Origin of the sequence: Bradyrhizobium sp. NP1, from assembly GCF_030378205.1 — a bacterium.
In the GTDB taxonomy this organism is placed as follows: Bacteria; Pseudomonadota; Alphaproteobacteria; order Rhizobiales; family Xanthobacteraceae; genus Bradyrhizobium.
This window is the reverse complement of record NZ_CP127385.1, coordinates 7,070,261-7,089,160: the sequence shown is the minus strand read 5'-3', so window position 1 is coordinate 7,089,160 and position 18,900 is coordinate 7,070,261. Positions and strand designations below refer to the sequence as shown.

Annotated in this window: 16 protein-coding genes; 8 read left to right on the top strand and 8 right to left on the bottom strand. The window is 65.2% G+C overall.

What is annotated here, in order from left to right; translation table 11 throughout:
• Positions 1–21 precede the first annotated feature (21 nt).
• Together QOU61_RS34280 and QOU61_RS34275 are read right to left on the bottom strand one after the other, a co-directional pair.
• Positions 22–882 carry a prephenate dehydratase gene (locus QOU61_RS34280; RefSeq protein ID WP_289655588.1) on the bottom strand — a complete coding sequence of 287 codons (861 nt, stop codon included), beginning with the start codon at positions 880–882 and terminating at the stop codon, positions 22–24.
• Between the two features lie 45 nt (positions 883–927).
• Positions 928–1,671: a 3-deoxy-manno-octulosonate cytidylyltransferase gene (locus QOU61_RS34275; protein ID WP_289662040.1), complete on the bottom strand. Its 744-nt coding sequence runs from the start codon at positions 1,669–1,671 to the stop codon at positions 928–930.
• 210 nt (positions 1,672–1,881) lie between these two features.
• Here QOU61_RS34275 and QOU61_RS34270 point away from each other — a divergent pair, with 210 nt between their 5' ends.
• The 6 genes from QOU61_RS34270 (at position 1,882) to QOU61_RS34245 (ending at position 10,508) form a co-directional block, all read left to right on the top strand.
• Positions 1,882–2,430, top strand: coding sequence for a c-type cytochrome (locus QOU61_RS34270; protein WP_289655587.1), 549 nt, complete (start codon positions 1,882–1,884; stop codon positions 2,428–2,430).
• A gap of 428 nt (positions 2,431–2,858) precedes the next feature.
• Positions 2,859–4,688 carry an extracellular solute-binding protein gene (locus QOU61_RS34265; RefSeq protein ID WP_289655586.1) on the top strand — a complete coding sequence of 610 codons (1,830 nt, stop codon included), beginning with the start codon at positions 2,859–2,861 and terminating at the stop codon, positions 4,686–4,688.
• A gap of 14 nt (positions 4,689–4,702) precedes the next feature.
• The gene (locus tag QOU61_RS34260) at positions 4,703–6,574 is read left to right on the top strand and encodes an extracellular solute-binding protein (RefSeq protein ID WP_289655585.1); all 1,872 of its coding nucleotides are present in this window, start codon (positions 4,703–4,705) and stop codon (positions 6,572–6,574) included.
• Positions 6,575–6,577: 3 nt separating this feature from the next.
• Entirely contained in the window at positions 6,578–7,687 is a 1,110-nt protein-coding gene (locus QOU61_RS34255) for a microcin C ABC transporter permease YejB (protein WP_289655584.1), read from the top strand.
• Positions 7,687–8,865: an ABC transporter permease gene (locus QOU61_RS34250; protein WP_289655583.1), complete on the top strand. Its 1,179-nt coding sequence runs from the start codon at positions 7,687–7,689 to the stop codon at positions 8,863–8,865. The genes QOU61_RS34255 and QOU61_RS34250 overlap by 1 nt, the downstream gene beginning before the upstream one ends.
• A 5-nt stretch (positions 8,866–8,870) precedes the next feature.
• Positions 8,871–10,508 (top strand): ABC transporter ATP-binding protein, encoded by a 1,638-nt coding sequence (locus QOU61_RS34245; RefSeq protein ID WP_289655582.1) that lies wholly within the window; start codon positions 8,871–8,873, stop codon positions 10,506–10,508.
• Positions 10,509–10,632: 124 nt separating this feature from the next.
• On the opposite strand, the gene QOU61_RS34240 is transcribed toward QOU61_RS34245, so the two are convergent.
• The 3 genes from QOU61_RS34240 to QOU61_RS34230 all read right to left on the bottom strand — a co-directional run bounded on the left by QOU61_RS34240 (position 10,633) and on the right by QOU61_RS34230 (position 13,905).
• Entirely contained in the window at positions 10,633–11,601 is a 969-nt protein-coding gene (locus tag QOU61_RS34240) for an IS481 family transposase (protein ID WP_289655581.1), read from the bottom strand.
• 86 nt (positions 11,602–11,687) lie between these two features.
• On the bottom strand, positions 11,688–12,530 hold the full coding sequence (locus tag QOU61_RS34235) for a C40 family peptidase (protein ID WP_289655580.1): 843 nt from the start codon (positions 12,528–12,530) through the stop codon (positions 11,688–11,690).
• Positions 12,523–13,905 (bottom strand): leucyl aminopeptidase family protein, encoded by a 1,383-nt coding sequence (locus tag QOU61_RS34230; RefSeq protein ID WP_289655579.1) that lies wholly within the window; start codon positions 13,903–13,905, stop codon positions 12,523–12,525. Before QOU61_RS34230 ends, QOU61_RS34235 begins: the two co-directional genes overlap by 8 nt.
• Before the next feature lie 155 nt (positions 13,906–14,060).
• On the opposite strand from QOU61_RS34230, the gene QOU61_RS34225 reads away from it, so the two are divergent.
• Entirely contained in the window at positions 14,061–14,264 is a 204-nt protein-coding gene (locus QOU61_RS34225; protein ID WP_289655578.1) for a hypothetical protein, read from the top strand.
• 120 nt (positions 14,265–14,384) lie between these two features.
• Positions 14,385–15,200: a tetratricopeptide repeat protein gene (locus tag QOU61_RS34220; RefSeq protein WP_289655577.1), complete on the top strand. Its 816-nt coding sequence runs from the start codon at positions 14,385–14,387 to the stop codon at positions 15,198–15,200.
• A gap of 242 nt (positions 15,201–15,442) precedes the next feature.
• Here QOU61_RS34220 and QOU61_RS34215 read toward each other — a convergent pair whose 3' ends face one another.
• Genes QOU61_RS34215 through QOU61_RS34205 form a run of 3 tightly spaced genes read right to left on the bottom strand, consistent with a single transcriptional unit; the run spans position 15,443 to position 18,885 of the window.
• On the bottom strand, positions 15,443–16,420 hold the full coding sequence (locus tag QOU61_RS34215; protein WP_289655576.1) for a type II secretion system F family protein: 978 nt from the start codon (positions 16,418–16,420) through the stop codon (positions 15,443–15,445).
• 10 nt (positions 16,421–16,430) lie between these two features.
• A complete protein-coding gene (locus QOU61_RS34210; protein ID WP_289655575.1) occupies positions 16,431–17,405 on the bottom strand; it encodes a type II secretion system F family protein in 975 nt (324 codons plus the stop codon).
• A gap of 10 nt (positions 17,406–17,415) precedes the next feature.
• Positions 17,416–18,885, bottom strand: a complete 1,470-nt coding sequence (locus QOU61_RS34205) for a TadA family conjugal transfer-associated ATPase (RefSeq protein WP_289655574.1) — start codon at positions 18,883–18,885, stop codon at positions 17,416–17,418.
• Between the last annotated feature and the right edge of the window lie 15 nt (positions 18,886–18,900).

The following is an 18,900-nucleotide window of genomic DNA, read 5'->3' as shown; positions in this document are numbered from 1 at the left end:
CCGGCTTTGGCCGGGGCGATGTCAGTCCTGCTTCTCGCTGAAGGTCGCGCGGAAGGGGTGGGCTGGATAGACGCCGATGATGCGGAATTCGCGCGAGAAGAACTTCAGCTCCTCCAGCGCGAAGGTGAGACCGCGATCGTCGGGATGGCCGTCGACGTCGGCGTAGAATTGCGTGGCGAAGAAATTGCCGTCGACCATGTAGCTTTCCAGCTTGGTCATGTTGACGCCGTTGGTGGCAAAGCCGCCGAGTGCCTTGTAAAGCGCCGCCGGCAGGTTGCGCACCCGGAACACGAAGGTGGTGACGAGGGGCCCCGAGCCCTGTGCGGCCCACTTCTCGTCGCGCGCCAGCACCACGAAGCGCGTGGTGTTGTGGCTCTCGTCCTCGATGTCCTCGGCAAGGATGTCGAGGCCGTAGATATCGGCGGCAAGGCGCGAGGCGATCGCGGCCACGCTTCTGTCGCCGCGTTCGGAAATGTCGCGGGCGCTGCCGGCGGTGTCGGCGGCGACGATCGGTTTGAGCCCGAGCTTGCGGATGATGCGCCGGCACTGGCCGAGCGCGTGGACATGGCTCTCGACCGTCTTGATGTCGCCGAGCTTGGTGCCCTTCAGCGCCATCAATTGATGGCGGATCGGCAAAAACCACTCGCCGATGATGTAGAGGCCGGAGGCCGGCAGGAGGTGGTGGATGTCGGCGACGCGGCCGGCGACCGAGTTCTCGATCGGGATCATGCCGAGATCGGCTTCGCCCGAGGAGATCGCGGCCAGCGCGTCCTCGAAGGTTGCGCAGGGCAGCGGCTCGGCGTCGGGATAGGCCTCGGCAATGGCGATATGGGAATTGGCGCCCGGCTCGCCCTGGAATGCGATCTTCAGCTTCTGGGTCATGGTGGGCCTTGTATCAACGCCTCAGGATTTCGCCAGTGGCGGATGTCAAACCCGCGTCCCCAATATCCGGCGGGCGGTTTCGAGGTCGGCCGGGGTGTCGACCCCGCGCGGCACGGTGTCGACGATGGTGACGTCGATGCGCATGCCGGCCTCCAGCGCCCGCAGCTGCTCCAGCTTCTCCTGCTGCTCGAGGGCTGAGGGCGGCAGCCTGACGAAGCGCTCCAGCGCGCCGCGGCGATAGGCATAGAGCCCGATATGGTGGTAGCGCGGCCCCTCGCCGTGGGGGGCCCTGGCGCGGGTGAAATAGAGTGCGCGCAACCGCCGCGGGCCGATCGGCGAGCCGACCGCCTTCACCACGTTGGGGTTGCTCGCCTCTTCCTCGGTATGGATTTCGGCGGCCAGGGTGGCGATATCGACGGCAGGGTCGGCAAGCGGCGGCAGCACGTCGCGGATATTGCCGGGCGCAATGGTCGGGAAATCGCCCTGCAGGTTGACCACGATCTCGGCCTCGCGGCGCGGGTCGAGCTTTTCCAGCGCCTCGAAGATCCGGTCCGAGCCGGACGGATGGTCGGGCCGCGTCATCACCGCCTCGCCGCCATGGGCGGCCACGGCGGTGGCGATCTCGGCGGTGTCGGTCGCGACCGCGACCCGGCCGATTTGCGCCGCCTCCGCCTTGCGCAGCACATGGACGATCATCGGCACGCCTCCGATGTCCAGGAGCGGCTTGCCGGGCAGGCGGGTTGCCGCCATGCGGGCGGGAATGAGCACGAGAGTGCGGGTCTGGGTCATCGGCATGGACGTGGAAACCGGCCAATTCCAGGCCGGAAATGATGGGGATCGGGATGAAGCGAAGGCGTTTATACGGGTTGCCAGAACACGGGCAAACCGATATCTCAGCCCTGCTCGGGGTGCGGTGCGAAAGCCTGATTCCGAAGCCCAATTCCAGCGGCCGCGTTCGTGGCCTCCCCTCGACCTTCCAAGGCCGGAGCCTGATCCGAAATGGACTCCTTCGAACTCAACAAAATCCTCGGCGCCATCTTGGGCACCTGTCTGATCCTGCTGGTGACGAGCTTCACCGCTGACGCGATCTTCACGCCGAAGATGCCGGCGAAGCCGGGTTTCGAGATTGCCGTGAAGGAAGAGGCCAGCGCTGGCAAGGAAGCCGCCGCGGCCGCGCCGGCGGAGCCGATCGAGAAGCTGCTGCAGACCGCTTCCGTCGAGAAGGGCCAGGCCGCCGCGAAGAAGTGTCAGGCCTGCCATACCTTCGCCAAGGGCGACAAGAACGGCGTCGGCCCGAACCTCTATGGCGTCGTGGGCGACCACAAGGGCGAGGGGCGCGGCTTCAACTTCTCGGCCGCCATGAAGGGCAAGGGCGGCACCTGGACCTACGACGATCTCAACGCGTTCATCACCAACCCGAAGGGCTTCGTCCCGGGCACCGCGATGGGCTTTGCCGGCATCCAGAAGGACAGCGAGCGCGCCGACGTGATCGCCTATCTGCGAACGCTGTCCGACAATCCGGTTCCGCTGCCCACCGCCTCGAAGTAGCGGTTGCCGCACAACAGGTTTCCTTTAGACGGCCGGGCCCTGCCTGGCCGTTTTCCTATTGCGGGTCGAAAACACGTTCCTGCGCCTCGCGGCTTTGTTATGGGGCGTTTCGCCGCATTCCGGCCAGTGTGGCGGTTCAGAAGTCCGCATCATTTCTGCCCTTCGGGCCCGTTATGCGGACTTCTGAACCAAAGCCACCCTGGAATCATATGGTTGCCAGTGTCCTTGGATCCGAAGTTCGCAATGCGTTCGCCGCGGGATGGCGAATTTCGGATTCGGAACACTGGTATCATGAGGAAAAAGCAACATAATTTGCCGGGTCATTACCCTATATTGACGGCCACGGGGCTCGGCACGGCACAACGACAGGGATAGTTCATTTGGCGATTACCCGACGACACCTCCTGCAGAGCGGAGCCTTTGCCGCCATGACTCCCCTGATGGGCGGCGCGCCCGTCATCACCGCGGCCAACGCCCAATCCGAACTGCCCTGGCGTCACGCGCTCTCGCTGTTCGGCGACATCAAATATCCCGCCGACTTCAAGCGTTTCGACTACGTCAACCCGGATGCGCCCAAAGGCGGTGCGGCACGGATGATCTCGCTCGGCACCTTCGACAACTTCAACATCGCGGTTGCCGGCATCAAGGGGTCGATCGCGCCGGCCGCAGCCATGGTCTACGAGACCCTGATGGAGCGCGCGCAGGACGAGGTCGCGACCGAGTACGGCCTGCTTGCCGAAGCCGCCTCCCATCCCGACGATTTTTCCTGGGTCGTCTATCGGCTCCGCAAGGAGGCGCGCTGGCATGACGGCAAGCCGGTGACGCCCGACGATGTCGTCTTCTCCATCGAGACCTTGAAGAAGCAGAGCCCGTTCTACGCTTCCTATTATCGCCACGTCGTCAAGGCCGAGCCCGCCGGCGAGCGCGATGTCAAGTTCACCTTCGACAGCCCCGGCAACCGCGAGCTGCCGACCATCGTCGGCGAGCTGCTCGTCCTGCCGAAGCATTGGTGGGAAGGCTCCAACAGCGAGGGCAAGAAGCGCGACGTGTCCGCGACCACCCTGGAAAAGCCGCTGGGGTCGGGTCCCTACCGGATCAAGGAATTCGTCGCCGGCCGCTCGGTGACGCTGGAGCGCGTCAAGGACTACTGGGGCGCAGGCGTCCCGGCGCAGGTCGGCCAGCACAATTTCGACGAGCTGCGCTTCGAGTTCTTCCGCGACAACCTGGTGGCGCTGGAAGCCTTCAAGGCGGACCAGGCCGACTGGATTGCGGAGAATTCCGCCAAGCAGTGGGCGACCGCCTACGACTTCCCGGCCGTCGCCGAGAAGCGCGTGGTGCGGGAGGAATTTCCGATCAACGATTCCGGCCGGATGCAGGCGTTTGCCTTCAACCTGCGCCGTGACCAGTTCAAGGATGCGCGGCTGCGCCGCGCGTTCAATTACGCGTTCGACTTCGAGGAGATGAACAAGCAGCTGTTCTACAGCCAGTACAAGCGCATCAACAGCTACTTCGAGGGCACCGAGCTGGCCTGCTCCGGGCTGCCGCAGGGCGCAGAGCTCGAGATCCTCGAAACCGTCCGGGACAAGGTGCCGCCGGAAGTCTTCACCACGGCCTACCAGAATCCGGTCGGCGGCAACCCGGAAAACGTGCGCGCCAATCTGCGCGAGGCAACGCGCCTGCTGAAGGAGGCGGGCTGCGAGGTGCGCGACAAGAAGCTGGTCGATCCCTCGGGCAAGCCAGTGACGGTCGAGATCCTGGTGCAGGACCCATCCTCCGAGCGGATCGCGCTGTTCTACAAGCCGTCGCTGGAGCGCATCGGCGTCACCGCTTCGGTGCGCGTCGTCGACGACGCGCAATACCAGAACCGGCTGCGCGGCTTCGACTTCGACATGATCATCGACCAGTGGGGCGAGTCGTTGTCGCCCGGCAACGAGCAGCGCGAGTTCTGGGGCTCGAATGCCGCCAGCCAACCCGGCTCGAAGAACACCGTCGGCATCAAGAATCCGGCGGTCGATGCGCTGATCGAGAAGGTGATCTTCGCCAAGGATCGTGCAAGCCTGGTGGCCGCGACCCACGCGCTCGACCGCGTGCTGCTCTGGAACTTCTACGTCGTGCCGCAATTCACCTACGGGTTCGTGCGCTACGCCCGCTGGGATCGTTTCGGCCACGCCGATCTGCCGAAATTTGCGCGCTCGGGCCTGCCCTCGTTGTGGTGGTATGACGCCGAGAAGGCCGCACGGATCGGCAAGCGCTCGTGAAGGATTATCAGCGCATGGCGCTTCTCTCCCGCCGGCATGTGATCGGCCTCGGCGTTGGTGCATTGGCGGCCGCACGATGGCGGCCCGCCGGGGCGGCAGGCGGCGGGGGCAGCGAAGCCCATGGCATGTCGGCGTTCGGCGACCTGAGATACCCGGCCGACTTCCGCCATTTCGACTACGTCAATACGGCGGCGCCCAAGGGCGGGATGTTTTCGCTGATCCCCTCGGTCAGGGCCTACAACCAGTCCTACTTCACCTTCAATTCGTTCAATGCCTACGTCCTCAAGGGCGAGGGCGCGCAGGGCATGGACATGACCTTTGCGCCCTTGATGGTGCGCGCCAGCGACGAGCCCGACGCGATGTACGGGCTTGCGGCGAAGTCGGTGTGGATCTCCGACGACAAGACGACCTATCGCTTCACCATGCGCCCGGAGGCGCGCTTCCACGACGGCTCGAAGCTGACCGCCCATGACGCGGCGTTTTCGCTGACCGCCTTGAAGCAGAAGGGCCATCCGCTGATCATCGTGCAGCTTCGCGACATGCTGAAGGCGGAAGCGCCCGACGACGCGACGCTGATCGTCACCTTCGCGGAGAAACGCGCGCGCGACGTGCCGCTCTATGTCGCAAGCCTGCCGATCTTCTCGAAGGCTTACTATTCGAGCCGGCCGTTCGAGGAATCGACGCTCGACGTGCCGCTCGGCTCCGGCCCGTACAAGGTCGGCAAATACGAGGTCAACCGCTTCGTCGAATACGAGCGCGTCAAGGACTGGTGGGCGGCCGACCTTCCGGCGAGCCGCGGCAGCTACAATTTCGACATCGTGCGCTATGAATTCTATCGCGACCGCGACGTCGCGTTCGAAGGCTTTACCGGCAAGAACTATCTGTACCGCGAAGAGCTCACCGCCCGGATCTGGGCGACGCGTTACGACTTTCATGCGGTGAAGGACGGCCGCGTCAGGCTGGAGACGCTGCCGGACGACACGCCGTCAGGCGCCCAGGGCTGGTTCATCAACATGCGCCGCGACAAGTTCAAGGATCCCCGCGTGCGCGAGGCCTTGATCTATGCCTTCGATTTCGAGTGGACCAACAAGACCATCATGTTCGACGCCTATGCGCGAACCGTCTCGCCGTTCCAGAATTCGGACATGATGGCGAGCGGCCCGCCGTCGCCGGAAGAGCTGAAATTGCTGGAGCCGTTCCGCGGCCAGGTGCCCGATGAAGTGTTCGGCCCGCCCTTCGTGCCGCCGGTGTCGGACGGGTCGGGGCAGGATCGCGCGCTGTTGCGCAAGGCGCAGCAACTGCTCAACGAAGCCGGCTGCGTGGTCAAGGACGGCAGGCGGCTGTTGCCGAACGGCGAGCCGTTCACCATCGAATTCCTGTTCGATGAGCCGTCGCTGAAGGCGCACCATGCGCCCTACATCAAGAATCTCGGCACGCTCGGCATCGAGGCCAGCCCGCGGCTGGTCGACGCCGTGCAATACCGCGCCCGGGTGGAGGATTTCGATTTCGACATGACCATGGAGCGCTTCAGCGCTTCCGCCACGCCCGGCGACAGCATGCGGCCGTTCTTCTCCTCGCAGGCGGCCGCGACCAAGGGGTCGTATAACCTTGCGGGTATCGCCAGTCCCGCGATCGACGCCCTGATCGAGAAGATCATCGGCGCGGAGAACCGCGCGGAGCTGACGGTGGCCTGCCGCGCCTTCGACCGGCTGTTCCGTGCCGGGCGCTACTGGGTGCCGCAATGGTACAGCACCAAGCACCGCGTCGCCTATTGGGACCAGTTCGGCCACCCCGACAAGCTGCCGCGCTACGCCCAGGGCGTCGGTGCGCCGGAAATCTGGTGGTACGACGCGGCCGGTGCCGCCAAGATCGAACAGGCGAAATAGCACATGGCCGCCTATCTCTCGCGCCGCATCCTGCTGATGTTCCCGACGCTGCTCGGGATCCTTTTCGTGTCCTTTGTCGTGGTGCAGTTCGCGCCCGGCGGGCCGGTGGAGCGCGTCATCGCGCAGCTCAACGGCGCCGACACCGGCGCGAGCTCGCGGATTTCAGGCAGCAGCGGCGGGGATTTCGGCGCGCGTGCGCCGGTGGGTGCGGCGGCCGATGTGGTGAACTCGAAATACCGCGGCGCGCAGGGCCTCGATCCGGAATTCATCAAGAGCCTGGAGAAGCAGTTCGGCTTCGACAAGCCGGCGCCCGAACGCTTTGCGCTGATGGTGTGGAATTTCGCGCGCTTCGACTTCGGCAAGAGCTACTTCCGCGACGTCAGCGTGATCCAGCTCATCAAGGAGAAGCTGCCGGTCTCGATGTCGCTCGGCATCTGGATGACGCTTCTGACCTACCTGATTTCGATCCCGCTCGGCATCCGCAAGGCGGTGAAGGACGGTTCGCGCTTCGATATCTGGACATCGGCCGTCATCATCGTCGGCTTCGCCATTCCGGGCTTCCTGTTCGCGATCCTGCTGATCATCCTGTTCGCCGGCGGATCGTTCTTCAACATCTTCCCGCTGCGGGGCCTGACATCCGACGGCTGGTCGATGTTCCCCTGGTACTGGAAGATCATCGACTATTTCTGGCACCTCACGCTGCCTTTGATCTCGATGGCGCTCGGCGCCTTTGCGACCATGACGCTGCTCACCAAGAACTCGTTCCTGGACGAGATCCGCAAGCAATATGTGATGACGGCGCGCGCCAAGGGCTGCAGCGAGCGCCAGGTGCTCTATAACCACATCTTCCGCAACGCGATGCTGATCGTGATCGCCGGCTTTCCCGGCGCCTTCATTCACGCCTTCTTCTCCGGCTCGCTCCTGATCGAGACCATCTTCTCGCTCGACGGTCTCGGACTGCTCAGCTTCGAAAGCGTGCTCAACCGCGACTATCCGGTCGTGTTCGGCACGCTCTACATCTTTTCGCTGGTCGGCCTGGTGGTGAACCTGATCTCCGATCTCACCTATATGTGGATCGATCCCAGGATCGATTTCGAGGCGCGGGAGGTCTGATGACCCTAACGGCTCCCGCACCGGTCGAAACCTCAACCCAATCGCCGCTCGGCGCCTCGGTGCCGATCACGCGCCATCCGTTCGAACCCTCGCCGCTGAACAGGCGGCGCTGGCAGAACTTCAAGGCCAACCGGCGCGGCTACTGGTCGTTCTGGATCTTCATGGTCCTGTTCGTGGTCTCGCTGTTTGCCGAGCTGATCGCCAATGACCGGCCGTTCCTCGTCAAGTTCGACGGCCATCTCTACTGGCCGGCCTTCGTGACCTATTCGGAGACCACCTTCGGCGGCGACTTCGAGACCGCGGCCGACTACCGCGATCCCTATTTGCAGAAGCTGATCGCCGACAAGAACGGCACCATCATCTGGCCCTTGATCCGCTATTCCTATGACACCCACAATCTCGACCTGCCGACGCCGGCGCCGTCGCCGCCGACCTGGATGCTGACGGAGGCGCAATGCAAGGATGTCGTGCAAAAGAAGGGCCTAAAGAGCTGCCGCGATCTCGAATACAACTGGCTCGGCACCGACGACCAGGGTCGTGACGTGGTGGCGCGGCTGATCTATGGCTTCCGCATCTCGGTGCTGTTCGGCCTGACGCTGACCATCATCTCCTCGATCATCGGCGTCGCTGCCGGCGGCGTGCAGGGCTATTTCGGCGGCTGGCTCGATCTCGGCTTCCAGCGCTTCATCGAGATCTGGACCGCGATCCCCTCGCTTTACCTGCTCTTGATCCTGTCCTCGGTGCTGGTGCCGGGCTTCTTCGTGCTGCTCGGCATCCTGCTGCTGTTCTCCTGGGTTTCGCTGGTCGGGCTGGTGCGCGCGGAATTTTTACGCGGGCGCAACTTCGAGTACATCCAGGCGGCCCGCGCGCTCGGCGTCTCCAATGCCGTGATCATGTTCCGTCATCTCCTGCCGAACGCCATGGTCGCGACCATGACCTTCCTGCCGTTCATCGTGTCGTCCTCGGTGATGACGCTGACCGCGCTCGACTTCCTCGGCTTCGGCCTGCCGCCCGGCTCGCCGTCGCTCGGTGAGCTGCTGTCGCAGGGCAAGGCCAATGTGCAGGCGCCCTGGCTCGGTTTCACCGGCTTCTTCTCGGTCGCGATCATGCTGTCGCTCCTGATCTTCATCGGCGAAGCGGTGCGCGACGCCTTCGATCCGCGCAAGACGTTCAGGTGAGCGGCATGGACGCGATCAATCAGCCTCTGCTCGACGTGCGCGACCTCTCGGTGGCCTTCCACCAGGGGGGACGCGCTTCGCTCGCGGTCGACCGCATCTCGTTTTCGATCCGGCGCGGCGAATGCGTCGCCCTGGTCGGCGAATCCGGCTCCGGCAAGTCGGTCAGCGCGCTGTCGATCCTCAAGCTCCTGCCGTATCCGACCGCTTCGCATCCTTCCGGGACGATCCGCTTCAATGGCCGCGACCTCCTGACCCTGTCGGAAAACGAGATGCGCGGCATCCGCGGCAACGACATCTCGATCATCTTCCAGGAGCCGATGACCTCGCTCAATCCGCTGCACACGATCGCGGCGCAGATCGGCGAGATCCTGCATCTCCACAACGATATCCCGAACGCGATGGTGCGCGCGCGCACGCTCGAGCTGCTGACCCAGGTCGGCATTCCCGATCCCGAGACCCGGCTTTCCAGCTATCCGCATCAGCTCTCGGGCGGCCAGCGCCAGCGCGTCATGATCGCGATGGCGCTCGCCAATGAGCCTGACCTCTTGATCGCGGACGAGCCGACCACGGCGCTCGACGTCACCGTGCAGGCGCAGATCCTGGCGCTATTGGCCGATATCCGCCGCCGGCTCGGCATGAGCCTGTTGTTCATCACCCATGATCTCGGCATCGTCCGCCGCATCGCCGACAAGGTCTGCGTCATGAACGGCGGCAAGATCGTCGAGCAGGGACCGGTCGAGGAGGTGTTCCGGACGCCGAAGCATCCCTACACCCGCGCATTGCTTGCCGCCGAGCCGAAGCCCGATCCGGCGCCGCCGCGCCCGGAAGAGCCGGTCGTGATCTCCACCGACGATCTGAAGATCTGGTTTCCGATCAAGCGCGGGATCATGCGCAACACGGTCGGCCACATCAAGGCGGTCGACGGCGTCAGCCTCGCGGTGCGCAAGGGCGAGACGCTCGGCGTGGTCGGCGAGTCCGGCTCGGGCAAGACCACACTGGGGCTTGCGCTGCTCCGCCTGATTTCCTCCGACGGGCCGATCGTGTTCCTGGGCAGCAACATCCAGGGCCTGAAGTTCAAGGCGATGCGGCCGTTCCGCCGCGACATGCAGATCGTGTTCCAGGATCCGTTCGGTTCGTTGAGCCCGCGCATGTCGGTCGGCGATATCGTCGCCGAAGGCCTAAGCGTGCAGCAGCCTTCGCTGTCGCGCGGGGAACGCGAGGCGCGCGTGGTCAAGGCGCTGATCGATGTCGGGCTCGATCCCGAAACCCGCTTCCGCTATCCGCACGAATTCTCCGGCGGCCAGCGCCAGCGCATCTCGATCGCGCGGGCGGTCGTGCTGGAGCCGAGCTTCGTGGTGCTGGACGAGCCGACCAGCGCGCTCGACATGCTGTTGCAGGCGCAGATGGTCGATCTGTTGCGCGAACTGCAGCGCAAGCGCGACCTCACCTACATGTTCATCTCGCATGATCTGCGCGTGGTCGCCTCGCTCGCGAGCCATCTGATCGTGATGCGGCAGGGCAAGGTGGTGGAGGAAGGGCGGGCGCAGGACCTGTTCAAGTCGCCGAAGACCGACTACACCCGCGCGCTGTTTGCCGCCGCCTTCCGCCAGGAAGTGGCGCCGGGCGGCGCGGTCGCGACCTAGAGCGCGATGAGGTCAGGTTCAATCGTCATCGCGCTTTAGGTTCTTGATTGAGCATGATCTCCGCGCAAACGCGTTCCGAGTTTGTCGCGAGGGAAAACCGCTACACACTTTTCCGGATCATGCTCTAGATGTGGAGCCTCAACAGGTTGTTCCTGGTTAGGACGAGTCTGCTAATCGGTGGCATCGAGCCGATACTGCCATGAGGCCGGTGCCAGTTGTATCGGTGAAGCCATCTTGGCAGTTCGGCAGCCCGTTCTTTTGAGGTGTTGTAGGCGCGGGCATAGGCCCACTCACGCAGGCTGGTCTGAATGAAGCGCTCGGCCTTGCCGTTGGTTTTCGGCGTGTAGGGCCTGGTGCGGATGTGCTTGAGGCCGAGACGCTTGCAGGCTTTGCGGAAAGCAAAAGATTTGTAGCAGGAACCGTTGTCGGTCATCACCCGCTCGACCTTGACGCCCAGGCTCGCGTAGTAGGTGATCGCGGCCTTCAGGAAAGCCACGGCGCAGCCCTGCCGCTCGTTCTTCATGACCTTGCTGAAGGCGATCCGGGAAGCATCGTCGATGCAGACATGGACGTACTCCCAGCCGGGCCCTTCGCCGCGGGCCCGCAAGGCGCTCTGGCCGGTTCGGTCGCCGGTGATGCGATGGCCCACCCGGTTGAACTTGCCGAGCTTTTTGATGTCGATGTGGATCAACTCGCCCGGATGTTCGCGTTCATAGCGTCGCACCGGCTCCGTCGGTTCCAGGTCGCGCAATCGGTTCAATCCCAACCGCTGCAAGATGCGACTGACGGTCGCCGGAGAGATGCCGAGCTCGGCCGCGATCTGCTTGCCGGTGTGGCGCTGCCGGCGCAACGCCTCGACCGCAGCGCATGTGGCCGGCACGGTTTGGCTCGGCAATGAAAGGGGCCTTGAGGAGCGATCACGCAACCCAGCCACGCCCTCCGCGCGGAAACGATTGACCCACTTGGCAACCGTCTTCGCTGTAATGTTGAACTGGAACGCGGCTGCGGCCTTCGTAAGGCCTCCCTCCACCACACTGCGCACCATGGCCTCTCGACCTTTCGGCGTCAGAGGCGCATTCTTATGGACGTCCATTCGGCCCTCCGCAGGATCGGCTAAAGCTTCGACAACTTCAGCTTCCTCGCTCAGGACCGGATGGACAACCTCCTGAAAGCTCACATCTAGAGCCGCTTGACCGCAACGACGTCGCTGCCGGCCGCTCTGATGCGGGTGATGGCGTCGGCCGTGTTCTCGATAACGGTCGCCATGTGGTGGGCGTTGGCGTGCACGATGGTCTCGGCATCGCGGACGATCGCGACGTGGCCGTTCCAGAAGATCAGGTCGCCACGCTTGAGCGGCTGCTGCTCGGCCAGGCCGAGCACGCGGCCGGTTGTCGCCTGCTGCATGTCGCTGTCGCGCGGGCAGGCGATGCCGGCGGCGTTCAGTGCGATCTGCACGAGCCCGGAGCAGTCGATGCCAAAGCTGCTTTTGCCGCCCCACAGATAGGGCGTGCCGACGAAGCGTTCTGCGACCGCGACGAAGTCAGGCGCGTATTCGGCAAGGCCGGCGAGGTGCTGCTTCGGCAGATGCCAGCCCTCGCGCGTGACGGCGAAAGGGCCGTCCTCGCGCACGACCGAGACAAGCGAGAGCATGACCAGCGTCTCGACCGGCGGCAGCTTGATCGAGGGACCGGGGAAGGCAAAGGTGCGGAGCGCCGCGATCTTGTGGGTGGGTGCTGCGCCGGTCTTGCCAAGCGCCGCATCCGGCAGCCAGCCGACATAGCCGTCAGTCTCGAGTTGACCCCAGGCCCAGCCTTCGCCGTTGCGGTCATAGATCGTGACGGGCTCGCCGTTGAGCGCCTGCGTCATCAATTCGGCATCGGACGTCGGGCCGCGGCGCACCGGCGCGATCGCCTCGATAACCTCGCATGCCTCGCCGGCGACGAAGCGCTCGGCCTTCACCTTGCCTTCGAGATGCTTGGCGGCGAGGTCGCCGCGCGCCGGCGTCAGGCGGGGATCATCCATAGCGTTGCCCGATCAGCTTGTAGACCGCGCGCGCGGCCTGGCACTCGCCGCCCTCCGGGCGCGCCGGCTTCGCCGAGGGTGTCCAGGCGTAGATGTCGAGGTGCAGCCAGCTCCTGGCGTGCTCGACGAAGCGCTTGAGGAACAGCGCGCAGGTGATCGAGCCCGCGAACGTGCCGGATGGCGCGTTGTTGATGGTGGCGACCTTGGAATCGAGCCAGCCATCGTAAGGCATCCACAGCGGCATGCGCCACAGGGGATCGTTCTCCTCCCTGGCAAAGCGCGCGACCTCGGCGGCAAGCACCTCGTCATCGGTATAGAAGGGCGGCAGATCCGGCCCCAGCGCCACTCGCGCCGCGCCCGTCAGCGTGCCCATGTCGATCAGGAGATCCGGCTTCTCCTCGTCCGCGAGAGCCAATGCGTCCGCGAGGATCAGCCGGCCTTCGGCGTCGGTGTTGCCGATCTCGACCGTGATGCCCTTGCGCGACGGGAAGATGTCGAGCGGACGGAAGGCGTTGCCGGCGACTGCGTTCTCGACCGCCGGGATCAGCACGCGCAGGCGCACCTTCAGTCCGGCATCCATGATCATCTGCGCCAGCGCCAGCACATTGGCGGCGCCGCCCATGTCCTTCTTCATGATCCGCATGCCGCTGGACGGTTTCAGGTCGAGCCCGCCGGTGTCGAAGCAGACGCCCTTGCCGACCAGCGTGACCTTGGGATGGGCCGGATCGCCCCATGAGAAATCGATCAGGCGCGGGGCGCGGGTCGAAGCCATGCCGACGGCGTGGATCAGCGGCAGGTTCTCCCGCAGCAGATCGTCGCCGACGATGCAGCTGACGCGCGCGCCGAAGCGCGTTGCGACGTTGCCCGCCGCCTGCGCGAGCTGCTCCGGACCCATGTCGTTGGACGGCGTGTTGACGAGGTCGCGCGCCAGCGCCGCCGCCTCCGCCATCCGCGTGATCTCAGCGACGTCGATACCCTCGGGCGGCACCAGCCTGACTTCGGGAGCGTCCGCCTTGCGATAACGGCCAAAGCGATAGCTGCCGAGCGCGAACGCCAGCGCGGCGAGCCGCGGGTCATGCGGCGCGTTGGCGAAACGGTAGGTTCCCGCGGGCAGCAGGCCGGGCAGCGCGCCCGGCCGGAACAGGTCCCGCGACGGGCCGTCCGCCTCCTCGAGGCCGAACAGCACCTCGGCAATCGTCCCGTCGGCGGCCGGCAGGGTCAGGCAGGCGCCGGGCTTGCCCGTGAAGCCATTGGCGGCCGCAAATTGCCGCGCCGGCGCGGGCAGTCCGGCCCGGATCGTCTCCCACGTCGATTTCGTGACGAAAGTGATGGGAATGGCGGATGCGGCGGATGCGGTCTCGAACACGGTGGGCATGCCCTGCGTGATCCTTTGTAGAAAGCAGTGCGCCAGACTTCGCAGAGTTTTTCCGCCCCTGCAATCGGATAGGCGGGCAAGGCAGGGCCGCTACACGGCACATGGCGGATCGTGATAGGTTTCGGCCGGCCATTTTGATGCTCCGGGGAAACGCAATGGATGTGGTGTTGGGTGTTTTTGCTTTTGTCGGCCACGCGATCGAGGCGGTGCTGAACTACGTCGAGACCCATCACTGGATCTTCGGCCTGCTCGCCGGCGGCTATATTTTCTACCTGCACGACCGCGCTATCCACGCGCGCTTCGACGCCATCGACAAGCGGCTCGACGAGATCAGGAAGCGGCTGGCGGCTGAATATTGATGGGCCGTTGCCTCGCCTTGCGACCTCGCGCCGCTCCGGCGCCCCATTAACCTGGCATTAGGGTTAACAGTCTATTGCTGGCGCGTTCGGCTCGATTAATCCGTCCGTGAGTCCCGTGCCATGCGTCTTCGGTCCAGTCTTCCCCGGCTCCTTGCGTCCGTGGCCCTGACGGCGGTCATCGCCGCCGGCCTCGGTGGATGCCAGACCATGTCCGACGTCACGGGTGCGCTTGCGGCGAGGCCGGACAGCGCGGCCCCCGTCGATCCGCATCGCTCGGCCGAGGTCGCCGCCGACCGCTACCGCGCCAATCCCAAGGACGCCGACGCGGCGCTGGCCTACGGGCAGGCGCTGCGCGCCAACGGCCAGCGTGCGCAGGCGGTCGCCGTGCTCGAGCAGGCCACCATCGCCAATCCCGGCAACAAGGCGCTGCTCGCGGCCTGGGGCCGTGCGCTCGCCGACAACGGCAATTTCCAGCAGGCCTTCGACGTGCTGAGCCGTGCCCACAGCCCCGATGATCCCGACTGGCGGATTCTCTCGGTGCAGGGGACCGCGCTCGATCAGCTCGGCCGCCACGAGGAGGCGCGACGCTACTATGCGAGCGCGCTCAAGATCGCGCCGGGCGAGCCGTCGGTGCTGTCCAATCTCGGGCTCTCCTACATGCTGACCCGAGACCTGCCGAAGGCGGAGCAGGCGCTGCGCCAGGCTTATGCCTCGACCCGCGCCGACGCGCGGGTGCGCCAAAACCTCGCCCTCGTGGTCGGGTTGCAGGGTCGCTTTGCGGAGGCCGAAGGCATCGTCAAGAGCGACCTGCCGTCGGACGAGGCCGCCGCCAACGTCGCCTATCTCAAGGAAATGCTGAAGGCCAAGGAGAGCCCCCGCACGGCGGCGCGTGCGACGCACGCTGCGCCAGTGGTGGCCCTCGACCAGGGCGACTAGTGTCCCGATTCCGAAGTTCGCATCGCGCGTTTTCTTCACGCGAACCGGTGCCCACCCCGGATCAAGTCCGGGGCAGGCTTTCGCCCGAAAACGCTCTGAGGCAAGCGCCTCAACGGGCGGGCAGCCGCCGCTTTTTTTCGAAACGATCATGGAATTCTGATCCGCGGGTCCCGGGTCCGGCGCGCAACGGCCGCGGGGCCGGTGCCTGCTTGAAGCCCGCGCCGATGCCGGCGAGCCGGCTCTTACCAATGCGTCTGCGAGATCTTGATGCCGGTCGGCCCAAGGATGACCACAAACAGCACCGGCAGGAAGAACAGGATCATCGGCACCGTGAGCTTGGGCGGCAGCGCCGCGGCCTTCTTCTCGGCCTCGTTCATGCGCATGTCGCGGTTTTCCTGCGCCATCACGCGCAGGCTCTGGCCGAGCGGCGTGCCGTAGCGCTCGGACTGCTGCAGCGCGAGGCAGACCGATTTCACGCCGTCGATGCCGGTGCGCTTAGCCAGATTCTCATAGGCGACCTTGCGGTCCTGCAGGTATGACAGCTCGGCCGTGGTCAGGGTGAACTCCTCCGACAGCGCGATCGACTGGCCGACGATCTCGGTCGAGACCTTGCGAAAGGCCGACTCGATCGACATGCCGGACTCGACGCAGATCAGGAGCAGGTCGAGCGCGTCCGGGAAGGCCCGCTTGATCGAGAGCTGCCGCTTGCTGATGGCATTCTTGAGGAACAGCATCGGCGCCTGCAGCCCGAGATAGATCGCGCCGATGCAGAGGCCGATCTTGAACGGCAGCGGCTTGTCGAAATTGGTGATCACGAACAGGTAGAACACGGCGCCGACCAGGAACACCGCCGGCGTGATCAGCCTGGCGAACAGGAAGGTGATGTAGGGCGCCTGGCCGCGATAGCCGGCCATGATGAGCTTCTCGCGCGCGGCCTCCTGGGCCAGCCATTTCGTCAGGTTGAGGTCGTCGACCACCTTGGAGACAAGCTGCTTCGGCGTCTGCCGCAGCGTGACCTTCTCGGACTTGGCCAGCCGCTCGCGCTCACGCGCGCGGATGCGCTCGCGCTCACTGGCCACCGCCTTCATGCGCTTGGACAGGTTCTCGCCGGCAAACAGCGGCCAGATCAGCGTATAGGCAGTGGCGCTCACGGCGATCGCCGCGAGCAGCATGGTCATGAAGTGCGGATCGTGGAGCTTGGTGCTCAGAAAATCGATCATGACGCGACCCTCAGAAATCGAAATTGATCATTTTCTTCATCACCATCACGCCGACCGACATCCAGATCGCGGAGCCGACCAGAAGCAGCTGGCCGGTCGGATGGGTCCACAGCAGCGAGATGTAGTCGGGCGTGGTGATGTAGACCAGCACCATGACGACCAGCGGCAGCGCGCCGATGATGCCGGCCGACGCCTTGGCTTCCATCGACATCGCCTGGATCTTCTCGGCCATCTTCTTGCGGTCGCGCAGCACCTTGGAGAGGTTGCCGAGCGCTTCCGAGAGGTTGCCGCCCGATTTCTGCTGGATCGAGACCACGATGCCGAAGAAGTTGGCCTCGGGCACCGGCATGCGCTCGTACAGTCGCGCGCAGGCTTCGCCGAGCGGCATGCCGATCGCCTGGGTTTCGATGATGGCGCCGAACTCGCTGCGCAGCGGTTCCGGCGAGTCGGCGGCGACGACCTTGATCGATTCGAACAGCGGCAGGCCGGCCTTGATGCCGCGCACGATCACGTCCACCGCGTCGGGCAGCGCCTTGAGAAAGGCTTTCTCGCGCTTCTTCTTGAGATAGCCGAGCGCCCAGCGCGGCAGGCCGAAGCCGCCGGCAAAAGCGAGCCCGGCCGCGGCGAGCAGGCTGCCGCCCACGAAGAAGCCGACAGCGAAGAAAAGGCCGCCCAGGATCGCCGATACCACCGTGAATTTCTGGGTCGACCAGTTGAGGCCGGCCTGGGTCAGGCGCACGCTGATCGGCAGCTTCTTTTCCTTCTGGCGCCGTGCCTCCAGCTCCTTCAGCGAGCCTTCGACCTGTTCGCGGCGCGAGCGCTGGTTCCGATCGGCCTGGCGGGCGACGGGCTCCGACTTCGCAATCGAGGCGCGCCGGCTGTCCAGGTTCTGTTGGCCCGACAGCAATGGATAGAGAAGCACCCAGGCGACGCCCCCGATCGCGGTGGCGGCGAGAAAGGCGAGGGCGAGTATTTGAACGTTCATGGCGCGCCTCTCACGATTCCCGGGTCACTTCGGCAGCGTCCAGCGCGGCAGCGAGCCGCTTCTCTTCGCCGAAGTAGCGGGCGCGTTCCCAGAAGCGTGGCCGGCCGATCCCGGTCGAGCGGTGCCGGCCGATGATCTTGCCGTTGGCGTCCTCGCCGATCATGTCGTAGACGAAGACGTCCTGGGTGATGATGGTTTCGCCTTCCATCCCCATCACCTCGGTGATGTGGGTGATGCGCCGCGAGCCGTCTCGCAGGCGCGCGGCCTGGATGATGACGTCGATCGAGGCGCACATCATCTCGCGGATGGTGCGCGAGGGCAGCGCGAAACCGCCCATCGTGATCATCGATTCGCAGCGCGACAGCGCCTCGCGCGGGTTGTTGGCGTGCAGCGTTCCCATCGATCCGTCATGACCGGTGTTCATCGCCTGCAGCAGGTCGAACGCTTCCGGTCCGCGGACTTCGCCGACGATGATGCGCTCGGGTCGCATACGCAGGCAGTTCCGCACCAGCTCGCGCATCGTCACCTGGCCTTCGCCTTCGATGTTCGGCGGACGGGTCTCCAGCCGCACCACATGCGGCTGCTGCAGCTGGAGCTCGGCTGCGTCCTCGCAGGTGATGACGCGCTCGTCGTGGTCGATATAGTTGGTCAGGCAGTTGAGCAGCGTGGTCTTGCCGGAGCCGGTGCCGCCCGAGATCAGCACGTTGCAGCGCGAACGGCCGATGATCTGCAGGATCTCCGCACCCTCCGGCGTGATCGCGCCGAACCTGACGAGCTGGTCGAGCGTCAGCTTGTCCTTCTTGAACTTGCGGATGGTGAGCGCGGGGCCGTCGATCGCAAGCGGCGATACGATGGCGTTGACGCGAGAGCCGTCGGCGAGGCGCGCGTCGCAGATCGGCGAGGATTCGTCGACGCGGCGGCCGACCTGGCTGACGATACGCTGGCAGATGTTGAGCAGCTGCTGGTTGTCGCGGAAGCGGATGCCGGTGCGCTGGATCTTGCCGGCGACCTCGATGTAGACGGTGTTGGCGCCGTTGACCATGATGTCGGCGATGTCGTCGCGCGCCAGCAGCGGCTCGAGCGGCCCGTAGCCGAGCACGTCGTTGCAGATATCGTCGAGCAGCTCTTCCTGCTCGGCGATCGACATCACGATGTTCTTGATCGCGATGATCTCGTTGACGATGTCGCGGATTTCCTCGCGCGCCGATTCGCTGTCGAGCTTGGCGAGCTGGGCGAGGTCGATCGCCTCGATCAGGGCGCCGAAGATCGTCGCCTTGACCTGGTAGTAGGTCTCCGAGCGGCGGGCCTCGATGACGGGAGCGGGCGGGGCGGGCCTGGCCGGCGCCAGCGGCGGCGAGGCGACGGGAGGCGGTGCGGCGGGGCGCGCGGCGGCCGGCGCCGGCGCGGGCGCCGGTTCCGGCGCGGCCGCGGGCTTCATCACCCGTGTGTCATTGTCGGTTCCGCTACGCTTACCAAACACGATACTGCTCCAGAC

Bases quoted from the DNA above. Each gene is read 5' to 3' on its own strand.
- QOU61_RS34270 (WP_289655587.1), top strand. From the start codon at position 1,882: ATGGACTCCTTCGAACTCAACAAAATCCTCGGCGCCATCTTGGGCACC.
- QOU61_RS34235 (WP_289655580.1), bottom strand. From the start codon at position 12,530: ATGGATGATCCCCGCCTGACGCCGGCGCGCGGCGACCTCGCCGCCAAG.
- QOU61_RS34275 (WP_289662040.1), bottom strand. From the start codon at position 1,671: ATGACCCAGACCCGCACTCTCGTGCTCATTCCCGCCCGCATGGCGGCA.
- QOU61_RS34215 (WP_289655576.1), bottom strand. From the start codon at position 16,420: ATGATCGATTTTCTGAGCACCAAGCTCCACGATCCGCACTTCATGACC.
- QOU61_RS34255 (WP_289655584.1), top strand. From the start codon at position 6,578: ATGGCCGCCTATCTCTCGCGCCGCATCCTGCTGATGTTCCCGACGCTG.
- QOU61_RS34265 (WP_289655586.1), top strand. From the start codon at position 2,859: ATGACTCCCCTGATGGGCGGCGCGCCCGTCATCACCGCGGCCAACGCC.
- QOU61_RS34250 (WP_289655583.1), top strand. From the start codon at position 7,687: ATGACCCTAACGGCTCCCGCACCGGTCGAAACCTCAACCCAATCGCCG.
- QOU61_RS34225 (WP_289655578.1), top strand. From the start codon at position 14,061: ATGGATGTGGTGTTGGGTGTTTTTGCTTTTGTCGGCCACGCGATCGAG.
- QOU61_RS34220 (WP_289655577.1), top strand. From the start codon at position 14,385: ATGCGTCTTCGGTCCAGTCTTCCCCGGCTCCTTGCGTCCGTGGCCCTG.
- QOU61_RS34230 (WP_289655579.1), bottom strand. From the start codon at position 13,905: ATGCCCACCGTGTTCGAGACCGCATCCGCCGCATCCGCCATTCCCATC.
- QOU61_RS34260 (WP_289655585.1), top strand. From the start codon at position 4,703: ATGGCGCTTCTCTCCCGCCGGCATGTGATCGGCCTCGGCGTTGGTGCA.
- QOU61_RS34210 (WP_289655575.1), bottom strand. From the start codon at position 17,405: ATGAACGTTCAAATACTCGCCCTCGCCTTTCTCGCCGCCACCGCGATC.
- QOU61_RS34280 (WP_289655588.1), bottom strand. From the start codon at position 882: ATGACCCAGAAGCTGAAGATCGCATTCCAGGGCGAGCCGGGCGCCAAT.
- QOU61_RS34245 (WP_289655582.1), top strand. From the start codon at position 8,871: ATGGACGCGATCAATCAGCCTCTGCTCGACGTGCGCGACCTCTCGGTG.
- QOU61_RS34240 (WP_289655581.1), bottom strand. From the start codon at position 11,601: ATGGACGTCCATAAGAATGCGCCTCTGACGCCGAAAGGTCGAGAGGCC.